The 12,288-nt window shown below is 59.7% G+C and carries 9 protein-coding genes; 5 read left to right on the forward strand and 4 right to left on the reverse strand.

What is annotated here, in order from left to right:
- On the reverse strand, positions 1-1,239 hold a 1,239-nt coding region (locus PMI26_RS26240), incomplete at its 3' end, for a DUF2339 domain-containing protein (RefSeq protein ID WP_033047402.1).
- 171 nt (positions 1,240-1,410) lie between these two features.
- Positions 1,411-3,861, reverse strand: coding sequence for a glycogen/starch/alpha-glucan phosphorylase (locus PMI26_RS26235; protein ID WP_007970629.1), 2,451 nt, complete (start codon positions 3,859-3,861; stop codon positions 1,411-1,413).
- Between the two features lie 255 nt (positions 3,862-4,116).
- On the opposite strand from PMI26_RS26235, the gene PMI26_RS26230 reads away from it, so the two are divergent.
- Positions 4,117-4,554 (forward strand): YkgJ family cysteine cluster protein, encoded by a 438-nt coding sequence (locus PMI26_RS26230; protein ID WP_007970630.1) that lies wholly within the window; start codon positions 4,117-4,119, stop codon positions 4,552-4,554.
- Positions 4,555-4,773: 219 nt separating this feature from the next.
- On the opposite strand, the gene typA is transcribed toward PMI26_RS26230, so the two are convergent.
- Positions 4,774-6,594 (reverse strand): translational GTPase TypA, encoded by a 1,821-nt coding sequence (gene typA / locus PMI26_RS26225; protein ID WP_007970631.1) that lies wholly within the window; start codon positions 6,592-6,594, stop codon positions 4,774-4,776.
- A gap of 139 nt (positions 6,595-6,733) precedes the next feature.
- Positions 6,734-8,188: a tRNA uracil 4-sulfurtransferase ThiI gene (gene thiI, locus PMI26_RS26220; RefSeq protein WP_007970633.1), complete on the reverse strand. Its 1,455-nt coding sequence runs from the start codon at positions 8,186-8,188 to the stop codon at positions 6,734-6,736.
- A gap of 328 nt (positions 8,189-8,516) precedes the next feature.
- Between thiI and glnA the strand changes: the two genes are divergently transcribed.
- The 4 genes from glnA to PMI26_RS26200 form a co-directional block, all read left to right on the forward strand.
- Positions 8,517-9,923 (forward strand): glutamate--ammonia ligase, encoded by a 1,407-nt coding sequence (glnA, locus tag PMI26_RS26215; RefSeq protein WP_007970634.1) that lies wholly within the window; start codon positions 8,517-8,519, stop codon positions 9,921-9,923.
- 225 nt (positions 9,924-10,148) lie between these two features.
- A complete protein-coding gene (locus tag PMI26_RS26210) occupies positions 10,149-10,664 on the forward strand; it encodes a DUF4124 domain-containing protein (RefSeq protein ID WP_007970635.1) in 516 nt (171 codons plus the stop codon).
- Between the two features lie 307 nt (positions 10,665-10,971).
- Complete coding sequence (gene glnL / locus PMI26_RS26205; protein WP_007970636.1) at positions 10,972-12,057, forward strand: nitrogen regulation protein NR(II); 1,086 nt, start codon at positions 10,972-10,974, stop codon at positions 12,055-12,057.
- Positions 12,054-12,288, forward strand: a 235-nt coding sequence (locus PMI26_RS26200) for a response regulator (RefSeq protein ID WP_007970637.1), incomplete at its 3' end; no start/stop codon positions are given. The genes glnL and PMI26_RS26200, both read left to right, overlap by 4 nt.

Below are 12,288 nucleotides of genomic sequence, written 5' to 3' on the forward strand. Positions count from 1 at the left end.
GCCGAACCCCGCCAGTGGCGGGCCGAACAGCAGCGTGCCGTCGACGTAGTCACCCTTGCGCGCCGACCAGTGCAGCAGTGCTTCGCGACTGCCGTCTGCGGGTGTATCGCCCATCTCCATCAATCGGCGCCGGGCGAACAGCAGACCAATGGCCACGTACATCAGGAAAAACAAAATCAGAAACGGCTCGGTGCTCCACAACAGCTCCGGCGAGTAGGAACGCAGGCCCCAGGCGAATCCGATGCCGAAGGTGCCGGTGAAGCCGATGACATTCAACAGTCGCCAGGCCTTGAACCAGGCGATGGCGAAGATGCCGGCGTTGAGCAGGGTAAAGTAGCTGAACAGCGCGACATGGCTGCCGGCGCCGGTGGAGGCCAGGATGGGCGTGGCGAATCCGCCCAGTGCAGCCGCGGCGGCCAGCCCCAGGGAATCCTGGGCAATGGCGAGAATCGCCGAACAGACCGTCACCGCCACCAGCAGGCCAAATCCCGCCGAGGGATCGAGCAGCGGATGCAGGCGCATCGCGGCAAACACCGTCAGGTACAACACGGCGATCCCGGCACCCTGCAGGATCAACGCGTAACTACTGTTGCGAGCCCTCAACCACCAACCCAGCCCGAGCAGCCCCAATGCTGCGGCAGCCACGCCTGCGTAGCGCAACTCAACCGGCACCACCACGCCTTCGGTGGCGTAACGCAGCAGAAAGGCCAGGCCGAGGAACAGCAACACCACACCGACCCGCAACACGGTATTGCCACCGAACAACCAGGCGCGGGCGCGACTGATGGCGCGGTCGATGAGATTCGGGCCACGCGGGGAGCCAGGCGATTGTGCTTCGCGAACGGTCGGCTCGGGTTTCCAGGCATCAGCGGCCGGACCGCCGATTTCGCTGGCCGCGGCCTGGATTGGCTCGAGTTCGGGCGGCAGTTCCCAGACCAATTCCGTGGCTGCGGCAGGGGCTTCATCAAGGAAGGTTTCAGGTGAGACAAGCGGTTCGCGGGTTTCCGGCGCCTTGACGCCCGATGCTTCGAGCAGCATCAGCCGTTGCTCGACCGCTTGCAGGGCTACCTGCGCCTGCTCCAGCAAACGCCGCTGCTCGACGGCCTGCGAGTCCATGCGGGCCAAGCGAAGGGCCTGGCCGATACCCAGTCCGAGTAACGCGCCCAGCAGCGCATCGCTGAATGACTCGTCGAGTATCCAGCCGAGCAGCAGCCCTATCAGCATGAACATCCATTGCATGGTCGATATCCCTAAGCGCATTGGCCAATCCGGAAAGATTAGCTCAGCCGTATCCATAAAGATCGCAGCCTTCGGCAGCTCCTACAGAATCACGTAATGCCGCGACTATGTAGGAGCTGCCGAAGGCTGCGATCTTTTCCGGCGCGTCAGTATATCCACCCGCCTGAAGACTTACTCCAGCGCCTTCCAGATTTCCGTGGCGTACTCGCGAATGGTCCGGTCCGACGAGAACCAGCCCATCCGCGCCGTGTTCAACACCGCTGAACGCCACCATTCCTTCGAGTCGTGCCAATGGGCTTCGACGCGCATCTGCGCGTGCCAGTAGGAATCGAAGTCGGCACAGACCAGGAATCGGTCGTAATCCACCAGCGAATCGATCAACCCGGTGTAACGGGACGGGTCATCCGGCGAGAACACCCCGCCACGAATCGCTTGCAGCACATCGTTCAGGCGATGGGACGCGGCGATGTCCGGTACGGCGCTGAACTCATGGTTCTGCTTGCGCGCCTCCACCTGCTGCGCGCTGAGGCCGAAGATGAACATGTGCTCGGCACCGATGCGGTCGCACATTTCCACGTTGGCCCCGTCCAGGGTGCCGATGGTCAGCGCACCGTTCAGGCCGAACTTCATGTTGCTGGTGCCTGACGCTTCGAAACCGGCGGTGGAAATCTGCTCGGACAAATCCGCCGCCGGAATGATGCTCTCCGCCAGGCTGACGTTGTAGTTGGGCAGGAACACCACTTTGAGCAAGCCGCGCACGGTCGGGTCGTTGTTCACCACCCGGGCGATGTCGTTGGTCAGCTTGATGATCAGTTTGGCCTGGTGATAACTCGCGGCGGCCTTGCCGGCGAAGATTTTCACCCGTGGCACCCAGTCGATTTCAGGTTCGGCGCGGATCGCCTGGTACAACGCCACGGTGTGCATCAGGTTGAGCAACTGGCGTTTGTATTCGTGGATACGCTTGACCTGCACGTCGAACATCGCCGCCGGGTTGACCGCCACACCCAACCGCTCATGAATCAGGAACGCCAAAGCCTTCTTGCTGTGCAGTCGTTGCTCGGCGAACGCCTTGCGGAACGCGCTCTTCTCGGCAAACGGCTCGAGGGCGAGCAAACGCTCTTCCGGGTTGTCCAGCACCTCGGGGCCCAGGGCATCGACCAGCATCGAGGTCAGCTCGGGGTTGGCCTGGTACAGCCAGCGGCGGAAGGTAATGCCATTGGTCTTGTTGTTGATTCGCTCCGGGTACAGCTTGTGCAGTTCGGAGAACACTGTCTTGCGCATCAGTTGCGTGTGCAAACCGGACACGCCGTTGACGCTGTGGGAGCCGAGAAACGCCAGGTTGCCCATGCGCACCCGACGACCGTTGTCTTCCTCGATCAGCGACACCGCGCGCAGCACGTCGAAGTCGTGGATGCCTTTGGCCCGCAGGGAGTCGATGTGGTGGGCGTTGATCAGGTAAATGATCTGCATGTGCCGCGGCAACATGCGCTCCATCAAGCCGACCGGCCAGGTTTCCAGCGCTTCGGGCAGCAAGGTGTGGTTGGTGTAGGACAGCGTATCGACGGTGACCTGCCACGCCGCATCCCATGCCACGTCATAGACGTCGACCAGTTGCCGCATCAGTTCAGCCACGGCAATCGAGGGGTGGGTGTCGTTGAGCTGGATCGAGGCATGATCGCCCAGGGTCAGCACCGAGGTGTGCATGTTGCGATGGCGGCGCAGCAGATCCTGCAACGAGGCGGCGACGAAGAAGTACTCCTGGCGCAGGCGCAACTCCTGGCCGGCCTCGGTGCTGTCCGCCGGGTACAGCACCCGGGAGATGCTTTCGGCCCGGGCCACTTCGGCCACGGCGCCCAGGTGGTCACCGGCGTTGAAGCGCTCCAGGTGCAGATCTTCCATGGCCCGGGCGCGCCACAGGCGCAACGTGTTGACGCTCGCCCCGCGCCAGCCGACCACCGGCGTGTCGTAGGCAATCGCCCGTACGGTTTCCGCCGGGGACCAGACTTGGCGGGATTTGCCGGTGTCGTCAGTCAGGGTCTCGACACTGCCGCCGAAACCGATGGTGTAGACCACTTCCGGCCGCTCGAACTCCCACGGGTTGCCGAAATCCAGCCAGTGTTCGGTCTGCTCCTGCTGCCAGCCGTCGACAATCGCCTGGCGAAACAACCCGTGTTCATAGCGGATGCCGTAACCATGACCGGCGATGCCGAGGGTTGACATGCTTTCCAGGAAACACGCCGCCAGACGCCCGAGGCCGCCGTTGCCCAGGGCAGCATCGGGCTCCAGCAGACGGATGCGCTCAAGGTCGACGCCGAGCTCGGTCAGGGCTTCGCGCGCCACGTCGAGCAGGCCGAGATTGCTCAGGCTGTCGAACAGCAGCCGGCCGATGAGAAACTCCAGGGAAAGGTAATAAACGCGCTTCTGACCTTTGCGGTAGATCTGCCGCGTATGGTCCATCCAGTGCTCGACCATGTGATCCCGCGCGGCCAGGGCAATGGCTTCGAACCAGTCATGGTCGAAGGCGTGATCCGGGTCTTTGCCCACTGCATAAGTGAGCTTGGTCAAGACGGCGTCGCGGAATGCGGCCACCTCTGCTTCGCGAACAAGTGGTTCTTGAGTCATCGATAGGACCTCGAGCGAGCTTGGAGTTGTCTGAGCCTAGACGGTCTGACAGGCGGTAGAGGCTCTGGTTCGGCAGTTTTTCCTGTAAGTGCGAATCGGGTCGGCAATACATTGTCGAGTACCTGATTCAATGCAGGGGCCGTGCCGGATTAGCGGTTTATTGGCCGGCAGTGAAAAAATCTGGCGAAAGGTTGTTCAAAAATCCACCAGTCCCGGTATGATCGCGCGCCCTGATGCACACGCTGGTAACAAACGATGATGAAGCCGAACCTGATCGCTGCCGCAGAGATCGACCGCCTCGATACCTGGGCCAAGTACTCTGCCCCGATGTGCGGCTCGTGCATGTCCAGCTGCTGCACCCTGCCCGTCGAGGTCAAGATCAAGGACCTGATCCGCATCGGCGTGGTCGACGAGTTCGAGCTGGGCGATCCGCCGAAGAACATCGCCAAACGCCTGCAAAAGGAAGGTCTGGTCGAGCGCTTCAACCAGAAGTCCGGAATCTTCACCCTCCAGCGCATGAGCAACAACGATTGCCTGTACCTGGATCGTAAGAGCCGTCTGTGCACTATTTATGATAAGCGCCCGGATACTTGCCGCAACCACCCGAAAATCGGCCCGCGGCCGGGGTATTGCGCGTACAAGCCGAAGGAAGTTGAGCGCGAGCGGAATTCGCGCAGTATCGAGCGGTTCTGATATTGCCTGAAACCAGTGGCGGCTGATCGGCCGCCATCGCGAGCAAGCTCGCTCCCACAGTGTTCGAGGTGAACCACAAATTGTGTGAACACCACAGAACCCCTGTGGGAGAGAGCTTGCTCGCGATGAGGCCGGCACAAACACCGCACAAACCGCAGACAAACAAAAACGCCCCCGGCCTTTCGACCGGGGGCGTTTTCGTTCAGCCGGGGCTAAATCTTATGCCTTGGCTTTCTTGGCAGCGCGGGTACGCTCGCTTTCGTCCAGGATCTTCTTGCGAAGACGGATGGACTTAGGCGTCACTTCACACAGCTCGTCGTCCTGGATGAATTCCAGAGCCTGTTCCAGGGTGAAGCGAACAGGTGGAACCAGAGCGATGGTTTCGTCTTTACCCGAAGCACGCATGTTGTCGAGCTTCTTGCCCTTGGTAGGGTTGACGCCCAGGTCGTTGTCACGGCTGTTCAGACCAACGATCTGACCGTTGTAGATTTCCTGACCGTGTTCTACGAACAGCTTGCCACGCGCCTGCAGGGTTTCCAGGGAGTAGGTCAGTGCCTTGCCGGTTTCAACCGAAACCAGAACGCCGTTCTGACGGCCGGACATGTCGCCGGACTTCATCACGTCGTAACGGTCGAAGATCGAGGTCAGGATGCCAGCGCCGTTGGTCAGGGTCAGGAACTGGTTACGGAAACCGATCAGACCACGAGCAGGGATGTTGTATTCCAGACGTACACGGCCCTTGCCATCCGGCACCATGTTGGTCAGGTCGCCCTTACGCAGGCCCATCTCTTCCATCACCTTGCCCTGGGATTCTTCCGGCAGGTCGATGGTGACGTTTTCGAACGGTTCGTGCTTCACGCCGTCAACCAGACGGATGATCACTTCCGGACGGCCTACAGCCATTTCGAAGCCTTCGCGACGCATGGTTTCGATCAGTACCGAGAGGTGCAGTTCGCCACGGCCGGAAACCTTGAACTTGTCAGCCGAGTCGCCTTCTTCAACGCGCAGTGCAACGTTGTACAGCAGCTCTTTGTCCAGACGTTCCTTGATGTTACGGGAAGTCACGAACTTGCCTTCTTTACCGCAGAATGGCGAGTCGTTTACCTGGAAGGTCATGGAAACGGTTGGCTCGTCGACGGTCAACGGCTTCATCGCCTCAACGGTGTCCGGGTGGCACAGGGTGTCGGAGATGAACAGCGAGTCCATACCGCTGATGCACACGATGTCGCCTGCAGCCGCTTCTTCAACGTCTACACGGTGCAGACCGTGGTGACCCATCAGCTTCAGGATACGACCGTTACGCTTCTTGCCGTCGGCGCCGATAGCCACAACCGGGGTGTTCGGCTTGACGCGACCGCGAGCGATACGGCCAACGCCGATAACACCCAGGAAGCTGTTGTAGTCCAGTGCGGAGATCTGCATCTGGAACGGACCGTCACGGTCGACTTTCGGCGCCGGTACGTTGTCGACGATCGACTGGTACAGCGGGGTCATGTCTTCAGCCATTTCGGTGTGGTCCAGACCGGCAATACCGTTCAGGGCCGAGGCGTAGACGACTTTGAAGTCCAGCTGTTCTTCGGTGGCGCCCAGGTTGTCGAACAGGTCGAAGATCTGGTCCAGAACCCAGTCCGGACGCGCGCCTGGACGGTCAACCTTGTTGATGCACACGATTGGACGCAGGCCGGCTTCGAAAGCCTTCTTGGTCACGAAACGGGTTTGCGGCATAGGGCCGTCTTGAGCGTCAACCAGCAGCAGAACGGAGTCGACCATCGACATTACGCGTTCAACTTCGCCGCCGAAGTCGGCGTGGCCCGGGGTGTCCACGATGTTGATGTGGTAGCCGTTCCAGTTGATGGCGGTGTTTTTCGCCAGAATGGTAATACCGCGCTCTTTTTCCTGGTCGTTGGAGTCCATCACGCGCTCGTCGTTGAGCTCGTTGCGCTCCAGGGTGCCGGATTGACGCAGGAGTTTGTCTACCAGGGTGGTTTTACCATGGTCAACGTGGGCAATGATGGCGATGTTGCGTAGATTTTCGATCACTTGTGTATCTCGATCAGAGGATTCGGTGTGCTGACAAGTCTTGGCAGCGATTAACAGTAGCGTCCGTGAAAGCCGTTACAGCTTGACGGTGGCGTCGGGGGGCCGGTGACGCAGGCCACAGGCAAACAGCCCCGGGCACTTAGCTCGGTCGATAAACGCGCACATTGGCATGCCCCTCACTGAGCAAATGGTGGGCATGCAGGCGACTCATCACGCCTTTGTCGCAATACAGCAGGTACTGGCGAGTAGGGTCCAGTTCCTTGAAACGAGCGTTCACTGCATAAAACGGCATCGTTTGTACCTCGATGCCAGCGAGTTCCAGCGGGTCGTCTTCAGCGGCATCCGGGTGACGGATGTCGATGACGATCTGACCGGCCAGCGCTTCGCTGACTTCTTCAATCTGCAAGTCCTGGCCCAATTCGTCGATCACGCGATCGATCGGCACCAGCTTGGCGTTTTCGAGCGCACGCTCGAGCACCGCCATATCGAATTCTTTCTCTTCGTGCTCGACGCGATAGCGCTTGGCCGCGGTCTTCGGATTGACCGAGATGACGCCGCAGTACTCCGGCATGTGCCGGGCGAAATCGGCGGTGCCGATTTCGTTGGCCGTGTCGATGATGTCCTGCTTGTGCGCGACGATCAGTGGACGCAAGACCAGTTTGTCGGTCACGCAATCGATCACTGACAGGTTTGGCAGCGTCTGGCTCGACACCTGGGAGATCGCCTCACCGGTGACGAGGGCCTCGATGTGCAGTCGATCGGCAATCCGGGAGGAAGCGCGCAACATCATACGCTTCAATACTACGCCCATATGACTGTTATCGACTTTGCCGAGAATTTCGCCCAGCACTTCCTCGAATGGCACACTGACAAATAGCACGCGTTGGGAGCTGCCGTACTTCTTCCAGATGAAATGCGCGACTTCCATGACGCCCAGTTCGTGGGCACGTCCGCCCAGGTTGAAGAAGCAGAAATGCGCCATCAGGCCGCGGCGCATGATCTGGTAGGCCGCCACGGTGGAGTCGAAGCCGCCGGACATCAGCACCAGAGTCTGCTCCAGGGCGCCCAGCGGATATCCGCCGATGCCGTTGTGCTGGCTGTGGATCACGAACAACCGTTGGTCGCGAACTTCGATGCGGACTTCGATTTCAGGCTTTTTCAGGTCGATCCCGGCGGCACCGCACTGACGGCGCAACTGGCTGCCGACATATTTCTCGATATCGATCGAGCTGAACGGGTGCTTGCCGGCTCGCTTGCAGCGCACCGAGAAGATCTTGCCGGCCAGTGCATCACCGTAGTGCTGCTTGCACTTTTCAACGATGTCGTCGAAATCACCCAGCGGGTACTCGTCGATCTGCAGGAAGTGCGCGACGCCCGGCATGCAGCTCAGGCGCTCGCCCATCTCCTTCAGGGCCCTGGGGTCGCTGACGCGGGTTTCCAGCTCGAGGTTGTCCCACACACCGTTCACCACCACGGCCGGGTCCAGATCGCGGAGCACGGCACGGATGTTCTTGGCCAATTGGCGGATGAAACGCATCCGTACCGGGCGGCTCTTGATGGTGATCTCGGGGAAGACTTTTACGATTAATTTCATGGAAACAGCGCGCGCAGGGCCTGCCGAAAAAGGGGGGCGCGGATTATAGCGGAAATTGCTCAAGGTTTAACCAGTTAATGTGCAGAAGGTTTTGCGCGCACCAAAACGGGTCATTTATTCATTTTGACGCCACATTACGGGGCGGTATTTTCGCCTTTAAAGCGCATTAATGGCTGATAAGCGTGTTTTTGGGGCAAAAAACCCATGCTGGGGCACTGGCATGCAATTTGCTCCCTTGTGAGGCAGGTTGCCTTGGCAGAGTATTCGCGCCGGCATCACCCACATTTAAGGGCATCCACTACTAGCCCGAAGCCACCCGGAGGACACTATGTCGAAGTCGGTTCAACTCATCAAAGATCATGACGTCAAATGGATTGATCTGCGCTTCACGGACACCAAAGGCACTCAGCACCACGTGACCATGCCGGCTCGCGATGCGCTGGATGACGACTTCTTCGAAGTCGGCAAAATGTTCGACGGTTCCTCCATCGCTGGCTGGAAAGGCATCGAAGCCTCCGACATGATCCTGATGCCGGACGACTCCACCGCAGTTCTCGATCCGTTCACCGAAGAACCGACCCTGATCCTGGTCTGCGACATCATCGAGCCTTCGAGCATGCAAGGCTACGACCGCGACCCACGTGCGATCGCCAAGCGCGCCGAAGAGCACCTGAAAGCCACCGGTATCGGTGACACCGTATTCGCAGGTCCAGAGCCAGAGTTCTTCATCTTTGACCAGGTGAAGTTCAAGTCCGACATTTCCGGTTCCATGTTCAAGATCTACTCCGAACAAGGTTCCTGGATGTCCGACCAGGACATCGAAGGCGGTAACAAGGGCCACCGTCCAGGCGTCAAAGGCGGCTACTTCCCGGTTCCACCGTTCGACCACGACCACGAAATCCGTACCTCCATGTGCAACGCACTGGAAGAAATGGGCCTGACCGTCGAAGTTCACCACCACGAAGTGGCAACTGCCGGCCAGAACGAAATCGGCGTCAAGTTCAACACTCTGGTGAAGAAAGCCGACGAAACCCAAACCCTGAAGTACGTCGTTCACAACGTTGCCGATGCCTACGGCCGCACCGCGACCTTCATGCCTAAGCCTCTGTACGGCGACAACGGCTCGGGCATGCACGTGCACATGTCCATCTGGAAAGATGGCAAGAACACCTTCGCAGGCGAAGGCTATGCCGGCCTGTCCGACACCGCCCTGTACTTCATCGGCGGCATCATCAAGCACGGTAAGGCCCTGAACGGCTTCACCAACCCGGCGACCAACTCCTACAAGCGTCTGGTTCCAGGCTTCGAAGCGCCAGTGATGCTGGCCTACTCGGCTCGCAACCGTTCCGCTTCGATCCGCATTCCTTACGTGTCGAGCCCGAAAGCCCGCCGTATCGAAGCACGCTTCCCGGATCCGGCTGCCAACCCGTACCTGTGCTTCGCCGCACTGTTGATGGCTGGCCTGGACGGCATCCAGAACAAGATCCACCCTGGCGACGCGGCTGACAAAAACCTGTACGACCTGCCGCCTGAAGAGGCGAAAGAGATTCCACAAGTTTGCGGCAGCCTGAAAGAAGCCCTGGAAGAGCTGGACAAAGGTCGTGCGTTCCTGACCAAAGGCGGCGTTTTCAGCGACGACTTCATCGACGCTTACATCGCTCTGAAAAGCGAAGAAGAAATCAAGGTACGTACCTTCGTACACCCACTGGAATACGAGCTGTACTACAGCTGCTGATCCGGTAGCGCTGCGACACGCGGCGTGACAAAAAGAGGCCTCCTTCGGGAGGCCTTTTTTGTGCCGAAAGTCAAAAGATCGCGGCCTTCGGCAGCTTCTACATGGGATTGGCATACATCCTGTAGGAGCTGCCGAAGGCTGCGATCTTTTGATCCTGTTTTACTTGGGACAACCACCTCCCCTGACCTATGCTGCAATCCAACGCTTTCGCTTCCGGTCGATTTCATGGTTCGTGGTTTTCTCTTCATTTTGCTGCTGATCGCCCTGCCCGCCACAGCGCAGATCTACAAATACACCGACGCCCAAGGCAACACGGCGTATAGCAATCAACCCCCTGATGGCGTCACCGCGGAACCGGTGGAACTGCCACCGCTCAACCGCGCCCAGCCCCAGCCCCAGCCCACGCAAGCACCTCCCACACCCACCCCTGCGCAAGACCAGCCCCGCATCGCCTACAACGTACTGGAACTCACCGGCCTGCCCACCACCGAAGCCCTGCGCGCCAACAACGGCACCTTCACCGTCAAGGTGCTGATCGAACCACGCCTGCAAGGCCCCCATCTGATGCGCCTGCTGCTGGACGGCCAGCCCTACGGCCAGCCAGGCAATGTGCCGACCCTGCAACTGGTGAATATCGATCGCGGCGAGCATCGCCTCGCCGTGCAAGTGATCGATGGCGAAAACGTTGTGCAGCAGAGCCCCACCACAACCTTCACCTTGCAACGAGCGCACACGCGCTGAAGGCCTGGCTGTAGATTGCCGGCTTCATCGCACTGCTCATGTCGGCACGAAAAACCCCTTTCCTGCGACTTTTCTAACCTCATTCAGGTTTGCGCACTATATTGGTGCAAGAGCTTGCACCGCACTCACATTCCAACCCATTTTGGTTCGAAATTACCCGTGAACGCCGGCAGAACGCCACGCAAGCGAGCGTCATACGCCCGTTTCAGGGCTTTGGCGCTTCTTTTCGGAGCCTTGGTTTGGTTTTTGCATTTTCCCCGTATCAACGCTTGTTTCTTGCGCATGCTCCGCCCCAAAAGAGGTCCCGATGACCATTAGCGACGCACTCCACCGTTTGCTACTCGACAACCTCACCACCGCCACCATTCTGCTCGATGCCGAACTGCGCCTCGAGTACATGAACCCGGCGGCGGAGATGCTGCTGGCCATCAGCGGCCAGCGCAGCCATGGGCAGTTCATCAGTGAACTGTTTACCGAATCGACCGAAGCGCTGAACTCCTTGCGCCAGGCTGTCGAACAGGCCCACCCGTTCACCAAGCGCGAAGCCATGCTCACCGCCCTGACCGGCCAGACCCTGACCGTCGACTACGCGGTAACGCCGATTCTGAGCAACGGCGACACGATGCTGCTGCTTGAAGTCCACCCGCGTGACCGCTTGCTGCGGATCACCAAGGAAGAAGCACAGCTTTCCAAGCAGGAGACCAGCAAGATGCTGGTGCGCGGGCTCGCCCATGAAATCAAGAACCCCTTGGGCGGGATTCGTGGCGCGGCACAATTGCTGGCCCGGGAACTGCCGGAAGAAAGCCTGCGCGACTACACCAACGTCATCATCGAAGAAGCCGACCGCCTGCGTAACCTGGTCGATCGCATGCTCGGCTCCAACAAGCTGCCGTCATTGGCCCTGTGCAATGTCCACGAAGTGCTGGAGCGCGTCTGCCAACTGGTGGAAGCCGAAAGCCAGGGTTGCATCACGCTGGTGCGCGACTACGACCCAAGCATTCCCGACGTATTGATCGACCGCGAACAGATGATTCAGGCCGTACTGAACATCGTGCGCAACGCGATGCAGGCCATCAGCAGCCAGAACGAGCTGCGCCTGGGCCGAATCAGCCTGCGCAGCCGTACCATGCGCCAGTTCACCATCGGCCATGTGCGCCATCGCCTGGTGACCAAGATCGAGATCATCGACAACGGTCCGGGCATCCCTGCGGAACTTCAGGAAACCATCTTCTTTCCCATGGTCAGCGGACGCCCGGACGGTACCGGGCTCGGCCTGGCCATTACCCAGAACATCATCAGCCAGCACCAGGGCCTGATCGAATGTGACAGCCACCCCGGCCACACCACCTTCTCGATCTTTCTGCCACTGGAACAAGGAGCCACATCGACATGAGCCGTAGTGAAACCGTGTGGATCGTCGATGACGACCGTTCTATCCGTTGGGTCCTGGAAAAAGCCTTGCAACAGGAGGGCATGACCACGCAGAGCTTCGACAGCGCCGATGGTGTGATGAGCCGCCTGGCGCGCCAGCAACCGGACGTGATCATTTCCGACATCCGCATGCCCGGCGCCAGCGGCCTGGACCTTCTGGCGCGGATTCGCGAGCAGCATCCGCGGCTGGCGG

The sequence above is a fragment of the Pseudomonas sp. GM33 genome, from assembly GCF_000282295.1.
In the GTDB taxonomy this organism is placed as follows: Bacteria; Pseudomonadota; Gammaproteobacteria; order Pseudomonadales; family Pseudomonadaceae; genus Aquipseudomonas; species Aquipseudomonas laurylsulfatiphila.